General features: G+C 70.9%; 16 protein-coding genes and 3 pseudogenes. 10 read left to right on the plus strand and 9 right to left on the minus strand.

What is annotated here, in order from left to right:
* Positions 1-31 precede the first annotated feature (31 nt).
* Positions 32-1,400 (minus strand): annotated as a pseudogene (locus tag BN2279_RS28935) (AAA family ATPase); the annotation flags it as partial.
* A gap of 495 nt (positions 1,401-1,895) precedes the next feature.
* Between BN2279_RS28935 and BN2279_RS27900 the strand changes: the two are divergent.
* Genes BN2279_RS27900 through BN2279_RS17490 form a run of 3 tightly spaced genes read left to right on the plus strand, consistent with a single transcriptional unit; the run spans position 1,896 to position 4,799 of the window.
* Positions 1,896-2,558, plus strand: coding sequence for a helix-turn-helix domain-containing protein (locus BN2279_RS27900; protein WP_159037150.1), 663 nt, complete (start codon positions 1,896-1,898; stop codon positions 2,556-2,558).
* Positions 2,555-3,913, plus strand: coding sequence for an ATP-binding protein (locus tag BN2279_RS17485; protein ID WP_059010629.1), 1,359 nt, complete (start codon positions 2,555-2,557; stop codon positions 3,911-3,913). Before BN2279_RS27900 ends, BN2279_RS17485 begins: the two co-directional genes overlap by 4 nt.
* Positions 3,894-4,799: a tetratricopeptide repeat protein gene (locus BN2279_RS17490; protein ID WP_059010631.1), complete on the plus strand. Its 906-nt coding sequence runs from the start codon at positions 3,894-3,896 to the stop codon at positions 4,797-4,799. The genes BN2279_RS17485 and BN2279_RS17490 overlap by 20 nt, the downstream gene beginning before the upstream one ends.
* Before the next feature lie 44 nt (positions 4,800-4,843).
* Here BN2279_RS17490 and BN2279_RS27905 read toward each other — a convergent pair.
* A pseudogene (locus tag BN2279_RS27905) lies at positions 4,844-6,195 on the minus strand (tyrosine-type recombinase/integrase); the annotation flags it as partial.
* Positions 6,196-6,270: 75 nt separating this feature from the next.
* Positions 6,271-6,417, minus strand: coding sequence for a hypothetical protein (locus tag BN2279_RS29440; RefSeq protein WP_159037255.1), 147 nt, complete (start codon positions 6,415-6,417; stop codon positions 6,271-6,273).
* Between the two features lie 281 nt (positions 6,418-6,698).
* Here BN2279_RS29440 and BN2279_RS29445 point away from each other — a divergent pair, with 281 nt between their 5' ends.
* Positions 6,699-7,763 carry a helix-turn-helix domain-containing protein gene (locus BN2279_RS29445; RefSeq protein ID WP_159037256.1) on the plus strand — a complete coding sequence of 355 codons (1,065 nt, stop codon included), beginning with the start codon at positions 6,699-6,701 and terminating at the stop codon, positions 7,761-7,763.
* Between the two features lie 391 nt (positions 7,764-8,154).
* Here the strand turns inward: BN2279_RS29445 and BN2279_RS29450 are convergent, their stop codons facing one another.
* Positions 8,155-9,219, minus strand: coding sequence for a helix-turn-helix domain-containing protein (locus BN2279_RS29450; protein WP_159037256.1), 1,065 nt, complete (start codon positions 9,217-9,219; stop codon positions 8,155-8,157).
* 281 nt (positions 9,220-9,500) lie between these two features.
* Here BN2279_RS29450 and BN2279_RS29455 point away from each other — a divergent pair, with 281 nt between their 5' ends.
* The gene (locus tag BN2279_RS29455) at positions 9,501-9,647 is read left to right on the plus strand and encodes a hypothetical protein (RefSeq protein WP_159037255.1); all 147 of its coding nucleotides are present in this window, start codon (positions 9,501-9,503) and stop codon (positions 9,645-9,647) included.
* A 75-nt stretch (positions 9,648-9,722) separates the two neighbouring features.
* Positions 9,723-11,059: pseudogene (locus tag BN2279_RS27910) on the plus strand (tyrosine-type recombinase/integrase); the annotation flags it as partial.
* A gap of 59 nt (positions 11,060-11,118) precedes the next feature.
* On the opposite strand, the gene BN2279_RS17520 reads toward BN2279_RS27910, so the two are convergent.
* The gene (locus BN2279_RS17520) at positions 11,119-12,141 is read right to left on the minus strand and encodes a tetratricopeptide repeat protein (protein WP_159037257.1); all 1,023 of its coding nucleotides are present in this window, start codon (positions 12,139-12,141) and stop codon (positions 11,119-11,121) included.
* Between BN2279_RS17520 and BN2279_RS17525 the strand changes: the two genes are divergently transcribed.
* Complete coding sequence (locus BN2279_RS17525; protein WP_059010639.1) at positions 12,134-14,152, plus strand: tetratricopeptide repeat protein; 2,019 nt, start codon at positions 12,134-12,136, stop codon at positions 14,150-14,152. The genes BN2279_RS17520 and BN2279_RS17525 overlap by 8 nt on opposite strands.
* Before the next feature lie 12 nt (positions 14,153-14,164).
* On the opposite strand, the gene BN2279_RS17530 is transcribed toward BN2279_RS17525, so the two are convergent.
* Positions 14,165-15,907 carry a hypothetical protein gene (locus BN2279_RS17530; RefSeq protein ID WP_324612846.1) on the minus strand — a complete coding sequence of 581 codons (1,743 nt, stop codon included), beginning with the start codon at positions 15,905-15,907 and terminating at the stop codon, positions 14,165-14,167.
* A gap of 133 nt (positions 15,908-16,040) precedes the next feature.
* The gene (locus BN2279_RS17535; RefSeq protein WP_079032246.1) at positions 16,041-16,694 is read right to left on the minus strand and encodes a TetR/AcrR family transcriptional regulator; all 654 of its coding nucleotides are present in this window, start codon (positions 16,692-16,694) and stop codon (positions 16,041-16,043) included.
* A 106-nt stretch (positions 16,695-16,800) separates the two neighbouring features.
* Between BN2279_RS17535 and BN2279_RS17540 the strand changes: the two genes are divergently transcribed.
* The gene (locus BN2279_RS17540; RefSeq protein ID WP_199827747.1) at positions 16,801-17,721 is read left to right on the plus strand and encodes a zinc-binding dehydrogenase; all 921 of its coding nucleotides are present in this window, start codon (positions 16,801-16,803) and stop codon (positions 17,719-17,721) included.
* A 26-nt stretch (positions 17,722-17,747) separates the two neighbouring features.
* Here the strand turns inward: BN2279_RS17540 and BN2279_RS17545 are convergent, their stop codons facing one another.
* The gene (locus BN2279_RS17545; protein ID WP_104531050.1) at positions 17,748-18,479 is read right to left on the minus strand and encodes a TetR/AcrR family transcriptional regulator C-terminal domain-containing protein; all 732 of its coding nucleotides are present in this window, start codon (positions 18,477-18,479) and stop codon (positions 17,748-17,750) included.
* Between the two features lie 80 nt (positions 18,480-18,559).
* On the opposite strand from BN2279_RS17545, the gene BN2279_RS17550 reads away from it, so the two are divergent.
* Together BN2279_RS17550 and BN2279_RS17555 are read left to right on the plus strand one after the other, a co-directional pair.
* Entirely contained in the window at positions 18,560-19,780 is a 1,221-nt protein-coding gene (locus BN2279_RS17550) for a glycosyltransferase (RefSeq protein ID WP_059010644.1), read from the plus strand.
* A 144-nt stretch (positions 19,781-19,924) separates the two neighbouring features.
* A complete protein-coding gene (locus BN2279_RS17555) occupies positions 19,925-21,616 on the plus strand; it encodes an FAD-dependent oxidoreductase (protein WP_059010647.1) in 1,692 nt (563 codons plus the stop codon).
* Between the two features lie 73 nt (positions 21,617-21,689).
* Here BN2279_RS17555 and BN2279_RS17560 read toward each other — a convergent pair whose 3' ends face one another.
* Positions 21,690-22,493 (minus strand): calcium-binding protein, encoded by an 804-nt coding sequence (locus tag BN2279_RS17560; protein WP_059010649.1) that lies wholly within the window; start codon positions 22,491-22,493, stop codon positions 21,690-21,692.
* Positions 22,494-22,513 lie beyond the last annotated feature (20 nt).

The raw sequence follows: 22,513 nt of genomic DNA on the forward strand, positions 1-22,513 counted from the left end.
GGGCCAGCACGGAGGGGTAGAAGGACTGGGCGGCGGCGCGGGCGGCGTCGGCGGTGTGCAGGTACCACCGGGTCAGCCGTGTGAGGGCGGCGTACTGGTCCTCGATCGTTTCGTCCTGGTGGGCCTGGGCGGTGGCGTACGCGCGCAGCAGGTCGTGGAACTGGTAGCGCTCCGGGCCGGTCTGCTCGATCAGGTGTGCCCCGGCCAGCAGGTCCAGCAGGCTCCGTGTCCGGGCGGGCGGCTCACCGGCCAGGGCGGCGGCGGCCGGGGCGGAGAAGTCGGGTCCGGGGTGCAGCCCGAGCCGGCGGAAGAGGCGGGCGGCCGGGGGGGGGGGGGGGGGGGGGGGGGCGGGTGCGGCCCGCCGGGGCCCGCGGGGGGGGGGGGGGGGGAGTGGGGGCGTGGTGGTGGTAGTTTTGGGGGTAGGTGCTCGCGCTGGCGTCGGGGGTCGCAAGTATCCTCGGCGTCGGGAGCGAGAGAGGTGGATAAGAGGCGGGGCGGGCGGCCGGGGGTGGCAGGGTGCGGTAGGACCAGGCGAACACGGTGCGCACCGCGTCGGCTTCCTCGTCGTCGGGGTCGGACAGCGCGTCCCACAGGGTCGATTCGTCGCGCAGGTTCGCGATCAGCTCGGGCAGGGGCAGCAGCGGGCGGGTCGCGGCGCGTTCGGCGGCGATCCGCAGCGCGAGGGGCAGCCGGGCGCACAGCCGGGCGAGTTCGGTGACGTGGGCGGGGTCGTCGCCGGTGCGGTAGCCGCGGGTCGCGGTGGTGATCAGCTCGGCGGACTCGCTTTCGGTGAGCATGCCCAGGGTGATGCGGCGGGCGCCGTCTCGTACGGCCAGGCCGGACAGGCGGTGTCGGCTGGTCACCACGGTCAGGCACCCCGGGGCGCCGGGCAGCAGTGGGCGGACCTGCCCGGCGCTGGCGGCGTTGTCCAGCACTACCAGCATGCGCCGGCCGGCCAGCAGCGACCGGTACAGCTCGGCGCGTTCCTCCACACCCGCCGGGATCGCCGGCGGCGGGACACCGAGCGCGCGCAGGAACCGCTCCAGCACGGCCTGCGGGGCCAGCGGCGGCCCGGTGTCGTAACCGTGGAGGTTCACAAAGAGCTGCCCACCGGGAAAGCGGGCGCTGATCCGGTGGGCCAGACGGATCGCCAGCGACGTCTTGCCGACCCCGGCGGTGCCGACGATAACCAGTACGGACGCGGCATCGTCGGGTCTCTCGTCGCCGGTCAGCAGCGCCTGGGCCCGGGCCAGCTCGGCGGCCCGGCCGGTGAAATCGGGCACATCGCCCGGAAGCTGACGCGGCACTGGAACCTCCACCCTCACCGAGGCGGGCCCGTGGAAGTGCACCCCACCATGCACGTGGCCGGCCTGCACCACATCCCGCGCCGTCCCCGACAGATCCGACCACACCCCACCCTGCCCGGACTCCTGGCCCGGCTCGCCGGGTAACTCATCGCTCACAAACCTGCTCCCCTCTCTCTTCTACACATCTGACGCTGCCGACGAAGAGGATAGTGCAGATCTCGGTGGGCCTCGTCCCCTCACCAACAAAAAAACGAGACCCACATGCACCCCACTCATAGCACACAACAACTCTTGGCTGTCGGGACTGCGAACCATAACGTATCGATTGCTTTGGTTTTATTTTTTTTTTTTTTAAAAGAAAAAGCCGGTCATTGTGTTTTCTCCCCGGGGGGGGGGGGGGGGAGGGGGGGAGGGGGGGGGGGGGGCCCCCCCCGCCCCCCCCGCCGCAACGGCTCACCCCGGTACGCGTCTTGCGCGCGCCCCCGGCCGCCGCGTAAACGTGGCCATGCCAATCCGCGCGACCCGCAGCGGGGCCAACTAGCCCTGTGGACGGGTGAGTTCGCGTGGTTGGGGAGTGGATGGGGAACTGTGACGCAGGGGGACGCGGACGTGGACGGCGCAGGCAGTGGCCGCTTAGACGACCAGGGCGCCCTCGTACCCGCCCGCCGGGACGGGCACCTCCCCGCCGTGCCCACCGCCCCGCCGTCCGGTGGCAGTCCGCCGACCCAGGGCCCGCCCGGCACGCGGCCGGCCGGGGAACCCAGCCCTGAACGGCAGGCGGCTGAGGCGTTCGCGGCCGAGCTGGAACGGCTGCGCGCCGGGCGCGCACTGACCCGTAACGCGCTGGCCGGCCTGATGGGCTACACCCCGACGTACATCAGCCACATCGTCGCCTGCCGCCAGGCCCCCTCCAGGGAATTCGCCGAGGCCGCCGACCGTGCCCTCGCCTCCGGGCAGACCCTGACCGGGCTGTGGCGGGCCTTCCACACCGCCCGCACCGCCCGGCGCCAGCCGCCCGGCACCGCGCACCCTCCGGACGGGCCCGGCCCAGCTCCTGGCAGCGACCCGACCCGCAACTCCGCAGGTGTGGAGGCGGGGCCGCAACTGCCGCCCGCGCCCGGTGAAGAGGCTGGCCAGTACCGGATCAGCCTGCACGGGGCCAGCGGGGTCGGGTTCCAGTTCGGCGGCAGCAACAACACCCAGCACATCCACCAGCCTCCGCCTGCCCCGCCGGCCGGGGACGAGCGGTGACGCCCGCGTCCCCCGCCGACCCGGACCCGGCCGGCGACGAGCACGACGACACCACCCCCCACCGGCTGGACACACCTCCCGCCGCGGCGGGAGACGGACCGGTGGTAGAAGTGCACGGCTCCAGCGGCATCGCCTTCCAGCTCGGCGGAAGCCACAACACCCAGCACATCCACCAACCGGCGCCCCCGCCGCCCATCCCCCGGGGCAGCGACCTCCCCAGGGACATCGCGGAGTTCACCGGCCGCCACGACGAACTCCAGCGCCTGGTCGAAACGGCCCAGGCGGGACGGACGCCGCTGATCACCATCCACACCGTCGACGGCATGCCCGGCGTCGGCAAAACCGCACTGGCCACCAGAGCCGCCCACCTGCTCACCGACCGCTACCCAGACGGGCACCGCTTCGTCCGCCTGAACACCCACACCACCACCCCCGCCCAGCCCGCCACCGTCCTGGCCGAGCTGCTGCGCAGCCTGGGCATCGATCCCCGCAACATCCCCGACAGCATCGACGAACGCGCGAGCATGTGGCGCGACCGGCTCGCCGGGCGGCGCATGCTGCTGGTCCTGGACGACGCCGCCACCGCCGCACAGGTCGAACCCCTCATCCCCGCCAACCGCGAGTGCCTGGTCATCATCACCAGCCGACGCCGCCTGCTCGACCTCGACGGCGCCCGCCCCCTCCCCCTCGCCCCAATGCCGCCCGACCAGGCCGCGGAACTGTTCGTGCGGCTGTCCCGCCGCACCCCCACCCCCGGCGACCAGCCCGCCATCGACAAAGCCGTCGACCTGTGCGGGCACCTCCCACTGGCCATCACCATCCTGGCCGCACGCCTCGCCGTCCAAGCGGCCTGGACCATCACCGAGTTCGTCGACGAAGTCGCTGCCTCGCAAGACCGGTTGGGCGAACTGGAAGCCGGCGACCGCGCCGTCAACACGGCCTTCGACTTCTCCTACCACCACCTCGGCCCCGACCTGCAACGCCTCTACCGACGCCTCGGACTGCACCCCGGACCCGACACCGACCCGTATGCCACCGCCGCCCTCGACAACATCCCCCACGACCTGGCGCGCCGCCGGCTGCGGGAACTGCACACCCTCCACCTCATCGACGAACCCGCACCTCGCCGCTACCGCCTCCACGACCTCCTGCGCCACTACGCCCACATCCACACCCACCATGACCCCCCGCACGAGCGCGACCAGGCCCTCACCCGCCTGCTCGACTACTACACCCACACCGCCCAGCAAGCCGACCACCACCTCACCCACACCCCTCTACACATCTCACGCTGCCGCCCTCGGCCAGGCCAACACCCTGGCCGACCTGGGTTTGGTGCGGCGGCTGACGGGTGACTACACGGAGGCGGGGCGGCTGGCCCAGCAGGCGTATGACCTTTACACCGGCCTCGGCAACCAACTCGGCCAGGCCAACACCCTGGCCGACCTGGGCCGGGTGTGGCAGGCGACGGGTGACTACACGGAGGCGGGGCGGCTTGCCCCGCAGGCGTCTGACCTTTACACCGGCCCCGGCAACCGCCACGGCCAGGCGTACACCCTGCTCAACCTGGGCCGGGCGCGGCGGGCGACGGGTGAGTACGGTGAGGCGGGGTGGCTGGCCCAGCAGGCGTATGACCTTTACACCGGCCTCGGCAACCGCAGCGGCCAGGCGTACACCCTGCTCAACTTGGGCCGGCTGCGGCGACTGACGGCTGATTGCGGTGAGGCGGCGCGGCTGGCCCAGCAGGCCCACGATCTCTTCACCGCCCTCGGCGACCCCCATGGCCAGGCCAACACCCTGCAACTGCTGGGCCAGACCAGCACCCAGCAAGGAAACTTCCCCCAAGCCGCTGACCTCCTGGACCGCTCCCGCGCCCTGTTCCACGACGTCGGCGACACGCAAGGTGAGGCGGAAACCCTCAACTCCACCGGCGACCTCCACACCGCCACCCACCAGCACCCGGCCGCCCTCGACACCTACCAGCAGGCCCTCACCCTCGCCCGCCAGGCCGGCAGCCCCATCGACCAAGCCCACGCCCTGGAAGGCGCCGCCCGCGCCCACCACGCCCTCGGCCACCCCCAGCAGGCCATCACCACCCTCCGCGAGGCAGTCGCGACGTATCAGCGCATCGGCGCCGCCGAAACCACCACCGCCACCACCTACCTCCACCAGCTCGAAACCGAACACCCCCAACCCCAGCCGCCCGGCCCGGACACCACCGGCCCCGGGCGTGTGCCGTAGGAGCATCGGCCCCTCCGGGGACCCGGTTGCTCGCTGCTCGGCGATCAGGTGGGCGTGGGGCGGTTGCGGGGGACGAGTTGGACGACGGCTTCGGCGGCGGCGCGGGCGAGGTCGTCGAGCACGGCTTGGTAGACCTCGCGGGTGATGCGGGTGTCGGAGTGACCAAGGGTCTCGGAGACGATCTTGGAGTCGATGCCTGCGGCGAGCATGAGGGTGGCGGCGCCGTGACGCAGGTCGTGCAAGCGGACGGGGGCAGGCCGGCGTCGGCGACGAGGCGGTTGAACAGGTCGCTGATCTTGCCGGGGTGGAGCCAGGAGCCGTCTTCGGTGGTGAAGATGCGGCCGGTTTCGACCCAGGCGTCTTCCCACTGCGCGCGTTCGGCCTCCTGCCGGTGGCGGTGGGCTTCGAGGTCGTTGACGGACTCGGCGTCCAGGGCGATGACGCGGATGCCGCTGTTGGTCTTGGGGACGCCTTCGATGATGTTCCAGCCGTCCTAGACGAGCTGGGTGGCGACCGACAGGGAGTGACTGGGGGCGTGGAAGTCGGTCCAGCGCAGGCCGCAGGCTTCGCCGCGTCGCATGCCGCGGAAGGCCATCAGCCTCCACATGCAGTACAGGCGGTGGTCAGCGATGAAGTCGAGGAAGCGGCCGGTCTGTTCCGGGGTCCAGACCATGACTGGAGAGGGGCGTTCGCCGGTGGTTTGCCAGTGGGCGACGCGTTCGTCGGTCCACACCAGGGCCTTGGGCTTGGTGCCGGGCATCAGCTCGACGTGCTCGGCCGGGTTGTAGTTGGGGATGAGCCGCTGGGCGATCGCGGTGTTGAGCGCGGCCCGCAGCGTGGCCTTGATGTGGTACTGGGTGTTGACGCCGGTGACGCGGCGGAAGGGCGGCATCGCGTCGATCGAGGCTTTCAGCGCCTGGCGGCGGGCGCGGTTGTCGGTGCCTTTCCACGGGATGGTGGCAAGGTCGTCGAGGGCGGCGCGGCGCTGGGTGTTCTGCTCCTCGATCTCGATGTTGGTCTCGTTGATAGCGTCGAACATCCGGTTCAGATGGGCGACCTGCAGTTTGTCCAGCCGTATGGAACCCAGATGCGGTTTGAGGTGGATGCGGATGTCCGTCTCGTACCGCTGCCCGCCTGTCCGCAGCCGTTTCTTCCCGGCCAGCCACAGGTCCAGCCACTCGACTACGGTCATCCGCGGGTTGAGGGCTTGTCCTGCGGCCAGGCGGCGGCGGGTTTCGTCGTAGTCGGGCAGCGGCTCGCGCTCCTGCCCGCACTGCTCCAGCATGTCGCTGACCGCGAGGAGAGCGGCGGGGTCGTCGGCGTCGGGGATGGCCAGCAAGGCGCGGACCTTGTCCAGCTCCTCCTTGGCATCGGAGGCGGTGGTGAAGCCTCGCCTGCTCGGTGGCCATCCACTCCAGGTCCAGCGGCTCGTGTGGCGCGCCCGATCCGGCTCGTGATTGGGGGCGCTGGGTCAGGTGCGGGTGAGGAAGGCGGTGGCGCGTTTGTCGAGTTCGGCGGCGGTGCGCAGGCCGCGTGCGCGGTAGGGGGCGAGGCCGCGGCGTATGGTGCGGACGGCTTCGGTGATGCGGGCGGAGGCGGCGGCGTCCATGTGGTCCATGGCTTGGGTCCAAGTGGCGCAGGCTTGTTCGGGGTTGCCCTGGCGGCACGGCGCATCCCCGCAGTCAGGTGCCTCGACAGGCTCTGCATGTGCAGGAGTGTCGAGACGCGCTTCCCAGGAAGTACCGGGTCTCGATGTCTTGGGACGTCTCTTCTGAAGACGCCCCAGGCGGTATGGAGGATCTATCGTGCGATGCTTCCGCGCTACCGGTTCCTGCATGTATATGACGGCCAGCGTGGACGCCGCTCGAGGATCCACTTGGCCATGGGCAAAAAGGATCGATGGCGCAATTGTTCGACTCTTCGCTCGATCAAGTGGCCCTGTTCGGGAAGGGCGTGCGATTCTCCCGGATTCACCATACTCGGTCGTGTGTGATCGGCGAAGATTGGGGTGCGGACATGCCAGATGTTTTCGATCGTATCGAGTGGAAGGTTCGAGACATCTTCGGAAAAGAGCGGGTGTGCGTGCATGTCGGGAATGTTGAGGAGTGTGACATCAAGCGGCATCCTTCTTATCCGAAGTTCCGCGCCGAGGCGATATTGGCGGGGATTCGGTCAGCCCCGACTTCCCGCCTGTGGGAGTCCCTGATTGCCATGGGAAGGCTGTGTGACCTGGAGGGTGATGACACGTGGCGGTTGGTCGTCCTCGACTGCATCGTTCCCTGTTTTCGTTCTCTGTCCGCGAAAATTGCCCGCGATTTTCGAGTCGACCGCGAAGAAATCCGGTCGGCTATGGTGGCGACCGCATTGGAGGTGTGGGCAGACACTGCCATGGGCGTTCCGCCGCGTCACGTCAGGGATCGAATGGTGAAGGCGGCCTTCGATGTGGCCTTCCGCCATGGGAATGCGACCTTGTCGGAGTACTCGACGGACGACATTGAAATATTCACTCCCGAAACACCTGCCCAGGATCCCGGGCTGAGGGCGTCGTCGATCATCGATCTCAACAGTATCCGTGATGCGGATGTCGCAGAAAAGATCAGAGGTGAGCGGGTCGGGGCACTGTTTAAGGCGGCGGGTCACTTCGACGTCGTGCAGGGTTTGCATGAGGACATCCGCTCCGGTCGCCGTTCTGGATCGGTCAGCCAGGCCGTGGTCTCGTCACTGTCGCGATTCCGAATTTCTAACCCCAACTCCTATTATTACGCCTCAGACCTCTACCCCCCGTTCACCGGGCTCCGAGAAGCAGCAGGCGTGATGGGGATTCCCGAATCTGCCGCACACCGACTCGTCAGGGCGGGAGAGTTCCCCTTCCCCGCAGCAAGGGCGGGACGGAGCTACAAAGTCTCGGTCAAGGCCCTCATGCATTTTCATGGACATCCCGGATTCCATTATCCACGTCGATGACGTAGAGAACGGTGCTCTCCATGCGAGCCTCGGCGTACGGTGAGCCATGATGCCGTCAGCCCAATGCCGCACTCAAAGTTGTGAGACGCCGCCGCAGCAACGCTTTGGGCGGCGTAAGCCAAGGGAACCGACTCCTGTTGCAGGATCAGTAGCAGTGTGCAGAAGTCCGGCGGTGTCCGTCGACGCAGGTCAGCCAACAGGTCAGCCCGCAGCGGACACCGCCGGACTTCTGCACACTGCTACTGATCCTGCAACAGGAGTCGGTTCCCTTGGCTTACGCCGCCCAAAGCGTTGCTGCGGCGGCGTCTCACAACTTTGAGTGCGGCATTGGGCTGACGGCATCATGGCTCACCGTACGCCGAGGCTCGCATGGAGAGCACCGTTCTCTACGTCATCGACGTGGATAATGGAATCCGGGATGTCCATGAAAATGCATGAGGGCCTTGACCGAGACTTTGTAGCTCCGTCCCGCCCTTGCTGCGGGGAAGGGGAACTCTCCCGCCCTGACGAGTCGGTGTGCGGCAGATTCGGGAATCCCCATCACGCCTGCTGCTTCTCGGAGCCCGGTGAACGGGGGGTAGAGGTCTGAGGCGTAATAATAGGAGTTGGGGTTAGAAATTCGGAATCGCGACAGTGACGAGACCACGGCCTGGCTGACCGATCCAGAACGGCGACCGGAGCGGATGTCCTCATGCAAACCCTGCACGACGTCGAAGTGACCCGCCGCCTTAAACAGTGCCCCGACCCGCTCACCTCTGATCTTTTCTGCGACATCCGCATCACGGATACTGTTGAGATCGATGATCGACGACGCCCTCAGCCCGGGATCCTGGGCAGGTGTTTCGGGAGTGAATATTTCAATGTCGTCCGTCGAGTACTCCGACAAGGTCGCATTCCCATGGCGGAAGGCCACATCGAAGGCCGCCTTCACCATTCGATCCCTGACGTGACGCGGCGGAACGCCCATGGCAGTGTCTGCCCACACCTCCAATGCGGTCGCCACCATAGCCGACCGGATTTCTTCGCGGTCGACTCGAAAATCGCGGGCAATTTTCGCGGACAGAGAACGAAAACAGGGAACGATGCAGTCGAGGACGACCAACCGCCACGTGTCATCACCCTCCAGGTCACACAGCCTTCCCATGGCAATCAGGGACTCCCACAGGCGGGAAGTCGGGGCTGACCGAATCCCCGCCAATATCGCCTCGGCGCGGAACTTCGGATAAGAAGGATGCCGCTTGATGTCACACTCCTCAACATTCCCGACATGCACGCACACCCGCTCTTTTCCGAAGATGTCTCGAACCTTCCACTCGATACGATCGAAAACATCTGGCATGTCCGCACCCCAATCTTCGCCGATCACACACGACCGAGTATGGTGAATCCGGGAGAATCGCACGCCCTTCCCGAACAGGGCCACTTGATCGAGCGAAGAGTCGAACAATTGCGCCATCGATCCTTTTTGCCCATGGCCAAGTGGATCCTCGAGCGGCGTCCACGCTGGCCGTCATATACATGCAGGAACCGGTAGCGCGGAAGCATCGCACGATAGATCCTCCATACCGCCTGGGGCGTCTTCAGAAGAGACGTCCCAAGACATCGAGACCCGGTACTTCCTGGGAAGCGCGTCTCGACACTCCTGCACATGCAGAGCCTGTCGAGGCACCTGACTGCGGGGATGCGCCGTGCCGCCAGGGCAACCCCGAACAAGCCTGCGCCACTTGGACCCAAGCCATGGACCACATGGACGCCGCCGCCTCCGCCCGCATCACCGAAGCCGTCCGCACCATACGCCGCGGCCTCGCCCCCTACCGCGCACGCGGCCTGCGCACCGCCGCCGAACTCGACAAACGCGCCACCGCCTTCCTCACCCGCACCTGACCCAGCGCCCCCAATCACGAGCCGGATCGGGCGCGCCACACGAGCCGCTGGACCTGGAGTGGATGGCCACCGAGCAGGCGAGGCTTCACCACCGCCTCCGATGCCAAGGAGGAGCTGGACAAGGTCCGCGCCTTGCTGGCCATCCCCGACGCCGACGACCCCGCCGCTCTCCTCGCGGTCAGCGACATGCTGGAGCAGTGCGGGCAGGAGCGCGAGCCGCTGCCCGACTACGACGAAACCCGCCGCCGCCTGGCCGCAGGACAAGCCCTCAACCCGCGGATGACCGTAGTCGAGTGGCTGGACCTGTGGCTGGCCGGGAAGAAACGGCTGCGGACAGGCGGGCAGCGGTACGAGACGGACATCCGCATCCACCTCAAACCGCATCTGGGTTCCATACGGCTGGACAAACTGCAGGTCGCCCATCTGAACCGGATGTTCGACGCTATCAACGAGACCAACATCGAGATCGAGGAGCAGAACACCCAGCGCCGCGCCGCCCTCGACGACCTTGCCACCATCCCGTGGAAAGGCACCGACAACCGCGCCCGCCGCCAGGCGCTGAAAGCCTCGATCGACGCGATGCCGCCCTTCCGCCGCGTCACCGGCGTCAACACCCAGTACCACATCAAGGCCACGCTGCGGGCCGCGCTCAACACCGCGATCGCCCAGCGGCTCATCCCCAACTACAACCCGGCCGAGCACGTCGAGCTGATGCCCGGCACCAAGCCCAAGGCCCTGGTGTGGACCGACGAACGCGTCGCCCACTGGCAAACCACCGGCGAACGCCCCTCTCCAGTCATGGTCTGGACCCCGGAACAGACCGGCCGCTTCCTCGACTTCATCGCTGACCACCGCCTGTACTGCATGTGGAGGCTGATGGCCTTCCGCGGCATGCGACGCGGCGAAGCCTGCGGCCTGCGCTGGACCGACTTCCACGCCCCCAGTCACTCCCTGTCGGTCGCCACCCAGCTCGTCTAGGACGGCTGGAACATCATCGAAGGCGTCCCCAAGACCAACAGCGGCATCCGCGTCATCGCCCTGGACGCCGAGTCCGTCAACGACCTCGAAGCCCACCGCCACCGGCAGGAGGCCGAACGCGCGCAGTGGGAAGACGCCTGGGTCGAAACCGGCCGCATCTTCACCACCGAAGACGGCTCCTGGCTCCACCCCGGCAAGATCAGCGACCTGTTCAACCGCCTCGTCGCCGACGCCGGCCTGCCCCCGTCCGCTTGCACGACCTGCGTCACGGCGCCGCCACCCTCATGCTCGCCGCAGGCATCGACTCCAAGATCGTCTCCGAGACCCTTGGTCACTCCGACACCCGCATCACCCGCGAGGTCTACCAAGCCGTGCTCGACGACCTCGCCCGCGCCGCCGCCGAAGCCGTCGTCCAACTCGTCCCCCGCAACCGCCCCACGCCCACCTGATCGCCGAGCAGCGAGCAACCGGGTCCCCGGAGGGGCCGATGCTCCTACGGCACACGCCCGGGGCCGGTGGTGTCCGGGCCGGGCGGCTGGGGTTGGGGGTGTTCGGTTTCGAGCTGGTGGAGGTAGGTGGTGGCGGTGGTGGTTTCGGCGGCGCCGATGCGCTGATACGTCGCGACTGCCTCGCGGAGGGTGGTGATGGCCTGCTGGGGGTGGCCGAGGGCGTGGTGGGCGCGGGCGGCGCCTTCCAGGGCGTGGGCTTGGTCGATGGGGCTGCCGGCCTGGCGGGCGAGGGTGAGGGCCTGCTGGTAGGTGTCGAGGGCGGCCGGGTGCTGGTGGGTGGCGGTGTGGAGGTCGCCGGTGGAGTTGAGGGTTTCCGCCTCACCTTGCGTGTCGCCGACGTCGTGGAACAGGGCGCGGGAGCGGTCCAGGAGGTCAGCGGCTTGGGGGAAGTTTCCTTGCTGGGTGCTGGTCTGGCCCAGCAGTTGCAGGGTGTTGGCCTGGCCATGGGGGTCGCCGAGGGCGGTGAAGAGATCGTGGGCCTGCTGGGCCAGCCGCGCCGCCTCACCGCAATCAGCCGTCAGTCGCCGCAGCCGGCCCAAGTTGAGCAGGGTGTACGCCTGGCCGCTGCGGTTGCCGAGGCCGGTGTAAAGGTCATACGCCTGCTGGGCCAGCCACCCCGCCTCACCGTACTCACCCGTCGCCCGCCGCGCCCGGCCCAGGTTGAGCAGGGTGTACGCCTGGCCGTGGCGGTTGCCGAGGCCGGTGTAAAGGTCATACGCCTGCTGGGCCAGCCGCCCCGCCTCCGTGTAGCCACCCGTCGCCTGCCGCACCCCGCCCAGGTCGGCCAGGGTGTTGGCCTGGCCGAGTTGGTTGCCGAGGCCGGTGTAAAGGTCATACGCCTGCTGGGCCAGCCACCCCGCCTCCGTGTAGTCACCCGTCAGCCGCCGCACCCAGCCCAGGTCGGCCAGGGTGTTGGCCTGGCCGAGTGTGCGCATCGGCCGCTGACGAAGGAGGCTGCGCGGGACGGCCCGGCCCCGGCTGCTGCCGCCGGGCACGGCGGTGTTCACCGACCGCGAGGCGGTGCTGGCCGAACTGACCGCGCTGGTGGACGAGTCGGAGGCGGCGCGGATCGTGGTCCTGCTCGGCCCTGGAGGTATCGGCAAGACCGCCACGGCCGTGCACTGCGCCCGCGCGCTGGCGGACCGGTTTCCCGACGGCCAGCTCTACGCCGACCTGCGGGGCGCCTCGGCCGCCACGGCCGTGGCGCCTTCCGAGGTCCTGCGCCGGTTCCTGGCCGCGCTGGGGGTGGCGCCGGACCGTATCCCGGCGGACGAGCAGGAGCAGGCGGACGCCTTCCGTGACCTCACCGCGCGCAGGCGGCTGCTGGTGCTGCTGGACAACGCTCACTCGGCCGCGCAGGTCGTTCCGCTCCTGACCGCCTCGGCGACGTCCCTCGTCGTGGTCACCAGCCGGTACCGCCTCCCGGAGTTGGTGCGGGACTTCGGGGCGCGTCTCGTCGCGCTGGGTCCGCTCTCCGCCGCCGACTCGGTGCGGCTGCTGACCCGGATCGCCGGGCCCGCGCGGGTCGCGCAACAGCCGGCGCTCGCCGAGGTCGCGGCCGGTTCGTGCGCGGGCATGCCGCTGGCGCTGTGCGCCACGGGTGCCCGGGCCGCGGAGCGCGAACACCTCAGTTGGGAACGCATCGTGCGGGAACTCTCCGGGGAGGGACGCGACGCCCGGCGCGAGGACGCGTCGCAGCCTGTCTTCCGCGCCACCGACCTTTCGTACGGAGAGCTGAGCCCGCCCGCCGCGCGCCTCTACCGGTTGCTGGGCCTGCGGCCGTGGCCGCAGATCTCCGTGGGCGCCGCCGCCGCGATCGCCGGCACCGGCGGTGAGGACGAGGCCCGCGCCCTGCTGGAGGAGTTGGCCGGTACGCACCTGCTGGAGGAAGTCGCGGACGAGCGTTACCGGTTCCACGACGTGGTCCGTCAGCACGCCGAACGACGGGCCAGGCAGGAGGAGGACCAGCGGGAACTCGCCCTGGCGACGGGGCGGATCGTGCGCTGGTACCTGCGCGGGGCGGCGGTGGCCGACATGGCCGTGCTGCCCGGCCGCTGGCGTCTGGGCCCCGCGTACGCCGCGCTCGCCGCCCGCGCCGACGCCGAACCGGTCACGGCCGCGCGGGGATTGGAGTGGCTCGGGCGCGAGCGCGAGAACCTGGCGGAGGCGGTCGTCGCGGCGGAGGAGTACGGCTTCGACGATCTGGTCTGGCAGATGTGCGAGGCGATGTGGGGCCTGCACCTGAAGCTGGGGTTCCACGAGCAGTGGGCGGACACCCACGCGCGGGGTGTCGCCGCCGCCCGGCGCGTCGTGGACGCGTTCGGTGACGCGCGGGCCGAGGGCCGGATGCGCGTGCAGTACGCCTTCGCGCTGATGGGGCTGCGGCGGTCGGTGGAGGCGGAGGAGGAGTTGCGCGCGGCGGCGGCGGCCGACCGGCGGGCCGGGCACAGGCGGGGCGTGGCCACGGCCGAGGAGACTCTGGGGCTGCTGCGGTTGCGGCAGTGGCGGTACGCCGAGGCCGAGGCGCTCTTCGCGCGGGCCCGGGACACCCTGGGCGGGATCGCGCCCGGGGAGGAGGGCGCGCCGGACGTGCCGCGTGCCACCGCGATCCTGGCGTACCACACCGGGCGCGCGCTGCGCGGGCGCGGGCGGCTGGACGAGGCGGTGCGCCAACTCCTCGAAGCCCTCGCGCTCTTCCGCGACCTCGCCGTCCCCGACCCCTACAACGAGGCCAAGGTGCAGGCGAGTCTGGGGGAGACGTTCCTGGACGCCGGTGACGCGGATGCCGCGCGCCGCCCCCTCGACGACGCGCTGGAGGTGCTGGCGGCGCAGGGGGAACGGCTTCAACGGGCCGAAGCCGCCCGGCTGCGGGCCCGTTGTGCCATGGAACTGGCCGACGCGGAAGGGGAGGTGCGGTTCCTGCGCCTGGCCAGGTCGCTGTACGAGCGCGGGGGTGAGCCCGCCGTTGTCACGCGGCTGGACGCGCGCCTGGCGGAACTTGGCGCCGACGCCGAGTAGTCGGGCAGGTGTTCACCCGGTGATCTCGACCCGCACCCGGTGCCGGGCCCGGCCCGTCACGACGGTGAGCCCATGGGCGGCGGCGTCGGCCAGCGAGCCTCCGTCGCCGAGCCAGGCGTGCAGCGCCGAGGCGTAGGCGGCCGGATCGCACAGGTCCACGCGGCCCGAGGCGTCCGGGGCGGCGGTGAGGCGCGCCGGGCCGTCTCCGCGCGCCCGCACGGTGCAGCGGTCCGGGCCGGTGATGTAGGCCGCCAGCCGGCAGCCCGGATGGCGGGCCAGGATCTCGGCCGTCCACACGGCCGGGGGTCCCACCCGGGGGTCGTCCTCGGCGGCGTAGCACAGGATCACGTCGGCGATGCGGAGCCGGCTGATGTCCCGGGTGTCCTCGTGTACGGCGGTGTGGGCGCCGTCGTGTCCGTCCGTCTCCGGTTCGAACCGGGCGTCGGCGTACCGTTCGACGGCGACCTCCGGCGGGCCGCCGGGGGGGATCCGGGGGAGGACGCGCAGGGGGGCGGTGCGTTCGGGCGGGGCCCGAGTGGGGTTGTGTGCCGCGCCCGGTGGGAGGAGGCGGTCGAGGGTCGCGGGGCGGCCGGCCGGTTCGGCGAGGGCGAGCAGGTCGTAGAAGAGCGCGCGCAGCAGCGCGGCGGACCGGGCGGGCGCGGAACTCACTTGTTGGGACAGCGTGTTGTAGCGCGCGGGGTCGTGACGTTCGATCGCGTCGTCGAGTTGGGCGGCGAGTCCGTCGTGGAGGCGCAGGCGGGGCGCGGTCCGTCCCAGGGCCGCCACGGGGGAGCCGGGGTCGAGATCGGTGCCGAGGTCGGGGTCGGGGAAGGCAGCGAGCAGGACGGGGCGGCCGATGGCGGCGGCGTAGTACGTGACCGAACCGTGGTCGCCGATCACGCAGTCAGCTGCGATCAGGGCCTGCCGCCACGCCTCCAGCGGCGGGATCAGCGCCAGTCCGGCCCGGCGGGCTCCGTCCAGCCAGGCCCGTACCTGCCCGGGGCCGTGGCCGTGCCAGATGTTGGGGTGGAGCACGGCGGCCGAACGGTACTCGTCGGCCGGCAGTTCAGCGGTGAGGCGTGGCAGCAGGCCGAGCAGCGGATCGGGTGGTTCGCCGCCGAAGAGGGAGCGGTGGCCCCAGGTGGAGGTGACCACGATCAGCCGCTGGTCCGTCGCGACGCCGAGCGCTCTGCGGAACCGCTCGCGGTGGGGTAGGGCGGCGAGGAGCCGGTCGTAGCAGGGGTCCCCGGCCAGTACGGCGGTGGGTACGGCCTCCGGGCAGGCGGCGGCGAGCCGTTCGAGCTGCTCGGGGTGGGACAGGACGGTCGTGGAGGCTATCGGCTTCCCGTTCCGCAGCAGCCACTCAGGGCCCAGGCCGAACGCCGCTTGGCGCTTGGCGCTTGGCGCTTGGCGCTTGGCGCTTGGCGCTTGGCGCTTGGCCAGTTTCTTATTGTATCCGACCCCATGAGAAATGACGGCCAATTTGCCCCGTATTTCGTGAAGTTGGCCGCCGTAGCTTGCCGATATCGCGAGGTCCACAGGGAGCTCCACCGCCTGCTTCCAGGGGAGCACGGGAAGTCCCGCTGCCTCCAGGAGGCCGGGTACGCCGTCCAGGAACGGCGACGATTCCGTGCACGTCGCCAGCAGTTGCACGCGGGGGTCGTCCGCGAACAGCGGCAGGACGTCCAGCAGTCGCGTCGCCGAGGTCACGTTGTGCACGACGAACAGCACGCGCCGGCACCCGCGACGGGTCACCCAGTGCTCCGCGTCCGCTCCCACGGGCACCCTGACCTGCCGGATGTCCCCCACTCCCGCTCCCACGCACCTCTCCCGCCCGCCGCCCGGGCATCGGGCGATGCTAACCCGCCGCGTACGACGACGCGGCGGGCTAGCACCGCCCGCTGCCCGGGCGGCGGGCGGGGGGTCTCTTGTTCACATCCGGCGCTGCCGACGCCAGGGGTGAGCGACCGCTGGTCTGGCAGCGGAGCCCGGCCAGTTGTTGGACGGAGCGGGTGAAACGGTGGGGGTCGCCGGGGGGTGTCAGGTGGCGGACGAGGGCGCCGTCGAAGACGGCCAGTAGGCCGTGGGCCAGGAACTCCGCGTCGAGGTCGGGGCGTTCGGCGCCGAGCAGGGTGCTGAGGTGGCGGTGCCAAAAGCGGTAGCTGGGGTCGGCGTACTTGTTCTCGGCGCACGCCTGCTCGTGGGCCGACATCAGGACCGCGTTGTCCTCGGCGATCGCGCCGAGCGCGTCGAGGAAGGCCGACAGCCGCTCGCGGGCGGGCGCGCCGGGGCCGAGGGGCGGCGGGCCGTGGGTGACGGCCTCCTTCAGCGCGCGGGACCGCTCCTCCAGCAGCGCCTGGAGCAGCCCGGCGCGGCTGCCGAAGCGGCGGAACACGGTGCCCTTCCCGACGCCCGCCAGCGCGGCGACGCGGTCGAGCGACACGTGATCGCCGCCGCCTTCCGCCAACAGCCGTTCGGTCGCGTCGAGTACGGCCCGGCGGTTGCGTACCGCGTCGGCGCGTTCGGCGCGCTGTCCGGCCACCGCCCTCACCCCGCATCAATCGGACCATCGGTCCGTATATGCTACCGTGCCTTACCGGACCGATGGTCCGGATCATTCTCGCGGCGAACCAGGAGACGCCATGGACATGCGCGCGCTCGTCGTCGATCCCGGGGCACCCGGTGCCCTCCGGCTCGGCACGGCTCCGGAACCCCGGCCCACTCCCGGCCAACTCGTGCTGGACGTCCGGCATATATCGCTCAACCGTGGCGAGGTGGTCTTCGCCGGCCGGCGGCCGGCGGGCACCGTGCACGGCTACGACGCCGCCGGGATTGTCGTGCGCGCCGCCGCGGACGGCACCGGGCCCGCCGTGGGTGCCCGTGTGGCGGCCTTCGGCGAGGGCGCCTGGGCGCGGCGGATGGCCGTGGACACCGCCTCGGGGGCCGAGGTTCCCGACGAGGTCGGTCTCGCCGACGCCGCCGCCCTGCCGATGGCGGGCGTCACCGCCCTGCGCACCCTGCGGTCCCGCGACATCCTGGGCCGGCGGGTGCTGATCACGGGCGCGGCCGGGGGAGTCGGCCGTTACGCGGTCCAGCTCGCCGCGCTGGGAGGCGCCCATGTCGTCGCGTCCGTGGGCTCGCCCGCCCGCGCCGCCGGGCTGGCCGGACTCGGCGCGCACGAGGTGGTGGTGGGCCTTAAGGGCGTCGACCGGCCCGTGGACCTCGTCCTGGACAACGTGGGCGGCCCGCAACTCGCCGCCGCGTGGGAACTCCTCGCACCCGGCGGGGGCGTGGTGAACATCGGCTGGGCGTCCGAGGAACCGGCCGTGTTCGCGCCGTACTCCCTGTTCTTCGTCGGCCCGTCCAAGACCATGAGCACGTTCGGCGATGTCCACGAGGTGGGGCCCGACCTCGCCACCCTGCTGGGTTTCCTCGCGGCCGGGCGTCTCTCGCCGGAGGTCGACTGGCGCGGCTCCTGGGAGCAAGTGGCGGACGCCGCCCGGGCGTTGCTCGACCGCCGGATCGCCGGAAAGGCGGTCCTGGACGTGGGGCCCGGGGCGGCGGACTGACCGCGCGCCGCCTCGGGCGGGCCCGGTCAGCGGGTGGTCGCGGCCTCGATGCCGTCGAGGAGGTAGTCGAGGCCGGCCGCGAAGTCGTCCTCGTCGTGTTCGTCCGGCAGGCGGCCGTGGGCGGCGAGTGCCGGATACGTGTCCCGGTGCGTCCACAAGTGGGTGTGGACCGCGCGGTGTTCGCCGGCGGTGAGGCGGAACGCCGCGTGGGTCGTGGCCGCGCCGGTGACCTGGCCGCACAAGGCCCAGGTGGCGGCGGTCAGATGACGGCCGGTCAGCCCGGCGCGCACCAGTGCCGCCTGGAGGAACTCCACGCGGGCCAGCGTGTTGGGGCCCAGCATCGGGCGGCCGAGGAGGCACGCGGACCACGGGTGGCGCAGCAGCGTGGCGCGCCAGGCGAGGAGCAGGGTGCGGAGGTCGGAGCGCCAGTCGCCGCCCGGCGCGGGGAGGGGGACCTCGCCGAGGAGCGCGTCGAGGGTGAGGTCGAGGACATCGTCCTTGGTGGCCACGTGCCAGTAGAGCGTGGTCGATCCGGTGCCGAGGCGTTCGGCGAGGCGGCGCATGGTCAGACGCTCGATGCCCTCCTCGTCGAGCAGCGCCATGGCCTCCGCGACGATGCGGGAGCGGCTGAGCGGACGGTCGGCCCGCTGGGGCCGGTCGGCGCGGAGCCAGACGCAGGGGGAACCGGAGTCGTCCCCCGGTTCGGTGCCCGGTCTGGAACCCGGTGTGACGCTCATCTCATCTCTGGCCTGTCTCATGGGCCCCGAGGCTAGCCTGCGGGCATGACTGGATCAATGATCCGGTACCGGACCGACGTTCGAGAAAGAGGGATGGTCCCATGCGCGTGGCCTTCTTCGCCCAGCCCGAGTACTCTCACCTGATGCCCGTCGTGGTCCCCGTGGCGGACGCCGCCCGGCGGGCCGGGCACGACGCCGTCGTCGCCACCGGGCCACACCTCGTCGCGGCCGTGGAGCGCGCCGGACTGCGCGCGCTGAACCTGCCCAACGCCCAGAGCATGGCCACGATCTGGAGCGATCCCGAGCAAATCGACCAATACGGCCTGGACTTAAGCATGCTGGACAAGGTGGCGGTCGAGACGGTCGCGAGCCCGCCCGGCGCCCTCGCCAGGAACTTCGCCGGCCGGCTGGCGCTGCGTTTCGCGCAGGACCTCATCGAGGCGCTGGAGGCGTGGAAGCCGGATCTGGTGGTCCACGAGACCGTGGCCTTCGCCGGCTACTACGCGGCCGAGGCCCTCGGCGTCCCGCGCGCGGTGCTGGACATCTCCCCGATGGTGACGTTCGAAGCGGAGTCGCTGCTGCGGGAGTTGAACGACCAGCGCCGCGCCCTGGGTCTGCGCCCGACGGACGATCCCTGGCACCCCTACCGGACGACGGTCGCCGGGGTGGTGCCCGAGGCGTTCTATCCTCCCGAACGGCGCACCGCCGGGCTGCGCCACTACCGCCCGGCGCTGGTGCCCGCCGGTCAGCGGCTGGACCCGGGCGTCGTGGAACTGCCGGACGACCGGCCGCTGGTGCTGGTCAGCATGGGGTCGTTCGCGCCGCGGGTGCTGGCGCGGCGCCCGGCGGTGCTGGAGGCGCTCGTGGCGGCGATGGGCGAACTGCCCGTCACGGCGGTGGTCGCGCTGGGCGAGGGGCGGACGGCGGAGGACTGGCCGGGGCGGTGTCCGGACAACGTGCACCTGACGTCGTTCGTGCAGCAGCAACTCCTGCTGCCCGCCTGCGACCTGTTCGTCACGCACGGCGGGTTCAGCGGTGTCAGGGAGGCGTTGCACGCGGGCGTGCCGATGGTGGTGCTGCCCCTCTTCGCCGAACAGCCGCAGAACGGGGCCCGGGTCGCCGAACTCGGCCTCGGCGCCACCGTTCCCGTCGAGAAGGCGGACACCGCCGCGCTCGTCGCCGCGTGCCGCCGGGTCCTGGAGGACCCGGGGTTCCGTCACCGGGCCCGCGCCATGCAGCGCCGGTTCCTCGCCCTGCCGGACTTCGGGCGGCTCGCCGCCGACCTGGACGCGCTGGTGCCCGGCCCCCATACACCCTTCTGACCTGCGGAGCTTGTCATCCAGGTGCGTGTCGCGCCGGGCGGGGTACGCGCCCGGAGCACAACTGGGGGCGGCGTTCTGCCGCTCGCCCCGGCGCTTGCGTAGCATCGGCGTCCCTGGTTTGCGAGCCGTGAGGCGGTCTGGGCGATGGCAGGCGTGGAGCCGGATTTCGATGTGATCGTGGTCGGTTCGGGTTTCGGCGGCAGTGTCGCCGCACTCCGGCTGACCGAGAAGGGGTACCGCGTCGGCGTGATCGAGGCGGGCCGCCGCTTCGCCGACGACGAGTTCGCCCGGACGTCGTGGAATCTGCGGCGGTATCTCTGGGCCCCCCGGCTCGGGTTCTTCGGGATTCAGCGGCTGCACCTGCTGAACAACGTCATGGTGATGGCCGGCGCCGGGGTCGGCGGCGGGTCGCTGGTGTACGCCAACACCCTGTACCGGCCGCTGAAGCCGTTCTACGAGGACGGCCAGTGGGCCCACATCACCGACTGGGAGTCGGAGCTGGCGCCCCACTACGACCAGGCCAGCCGCATGCTCGGCGTCGTCACGCGGCCCGCGCGGACGCCCTCGGACGAGGTGATCCAGAAGGTGGCCGCCGACATGGGCGTCGCGCACACCTTCCACCCGACCCCGCTGGGCATCTGGTTCGGCGAGCCGGGCGAGCGCGCCGCCGACCCGTACTTCGGCGGTGCCGGGCCCGAGCGCACCGGGTGCACCGAGTGCGGCTCCTGCATGACCGGCTGCCGGGTGGGCGCCAAGAACACCATGGCCAAGAACTACCTCTACCTCGCCGAGCGCGCCGGGGCGACGGTGCTGCCGCTCACCACCGTGACCGACGTGCGGGAGCGGGAGGACGGGACGTTCACCGTCTCGACCCGCGCGACCGGCGCTCTGCTGCGGCGCGGGCGGCGGGAGTTCACCGCGGGCAAGGTGGTGCTGGCCGCCGGGACGTGGGGCACGCAGTCGCTGCTGCACAAGCTCCGCGACACCAAGGCGCTGCCCCGGCTCTCGCGCCGCCTCGGCGAGTTCACCCGCACCAACTCAGAGGCGATCATCGGCGCCGCGCGCACCAGGGTCGATCCCGAGCACGACTACTCGCGCGGTGTCGCGATCACCTCCTCGTTCCACCCGGACCCCAACACCCATATCGAGCCGGTGCGTTACGGCAAGGGCAGCAACGCCATCAGCCTGCTCCAGACGCTCTCCTCCGACGGCGACCGGCGGATGCCGCGGCTGGCGCAGGTCGTGTTGCAGGCGCTGCGGCATCCGCTGCGGACGGCGAAGGTGTGGCACGGCTACCGCTGGAGCGAGCGCACGGTGATCCTGCTGGTGATGCAGAGCCTGGACAACTCCATCACCACCTTCACCAAGCGGAGCATCTTCGGCCGCCGGAAGATGGCGTCGAAGCAGGGGCACGGCGAGCCCAACCCGACGTTCATCCGGGCCGGTTACGAGGCCAACCAGCTCGTCGCCCAGCACATCGGCGGCACCCCGGGCGGCACGTGGAGCGAGGTGTTCAACATCCCGCTCACCGCCCACTTCCTGGGCGGCGCGGTCATCGGCGCCACGGCCGAGGAAGGCGTGATCGACCCGTACCACCGGGTCTTCGGCCACCCGGGGATATCGGTGGTGGACGGCGCCGCCATCTCCGCCAACCTCGGGGTCAACCCGTCCCTGACGATCACCGCGCAGGCCGAACGCGCCTTCGCCTTCTGGCCGAACAAGGGCGAGCCCGACCCGCGCCCGGCGCAGGGGGAGCCGTACCGGCGGCTGGACATGATCGCGCCCCGGAACCCCGCCGTGCCCGCCCACGCCCCGGCGGCGCTGCGGCGGGGCTGACGCGCGCGGGCGCCCGGCCGGTTCGCAACCGGCCGCGCACCCGCGCCCGTTCGCCGTTCGCCCGGGTGAACGGTCAGTCCTGGTAGATCCGGTTGGTGCCGGTACCGCCGGAGAGCTGGTCGGTGCCGCCGCCGCCGTACAGGGTGTCGTTGCCGCTGTTGCCGTAGACGATGTCCGGGTCCGCTTCGCCGTACAGCGTGTCGTCGCCCGTGCCGCCGCGGATCTCGTCCTCGCCGGCGTTGCCGTGGACCAGGTCGTCGCCGTCCTGGCCGAGGATGTGGTCGGCGCCCGCGCCGCCGTTCAGCTCGTCGCCCGCGGCGCCGCCGACCAGGGTGTCGCTGCCGTCGTTGCCGTTGGCGTCGCCGCCGCCGGCCGTGGTGGACAGGGTGTCGTTGCCCGGGCCGCCGTTGGCGTTCCAGGCGTTGCTGATCGTGTCGTTGCCGTCGTCGCCGAAGTAGTCCTGGAAGCCGGCGCCCGCGTCGATGATGTCGCTGCCCAGGCCGCCGCGGACCACGCCGGTGCCGCCGACGCGGATCGACGCCTCGTCGTCGCCGTCGCCCAACTGGACGTCGAGGTACGTCGAGTCGCCGATGCCGCTGCCGATGACGCAGACCACCGCGGTCGGGTCGTCCGCGTACAGGTGCGCGCAACCCTCGCCCGGGACGATCGGGACGACGTCGTTCAGCAAGTAGCGGCGGCGGGACTGGAGTTCGGTGACGACCAGCTCGTTCTCCTGGCCGTCGCCCGCCACGTAGGTGACGCTCTTGCCCACCTGTGGCGACGAGGCCGTCGCGTCGGTGGACGCGTGGGCCGGAAGCGCCCAGAGTCCCCCGCCGAGCAGCGCCGTGGTACCGAGCACGGTGATCGACTTCCGCATCGAATCCCCCCAAGGATCGC

The sequence above is a fragment of the Streptomyces specialis genome (assembly GCF_001493375.1).
GTDB lineage: Bacteria > Actinomycetota > Actinomycetes > Streptomycetales > Streptomycetaceae > Streptomyces > Streptomyces specialis.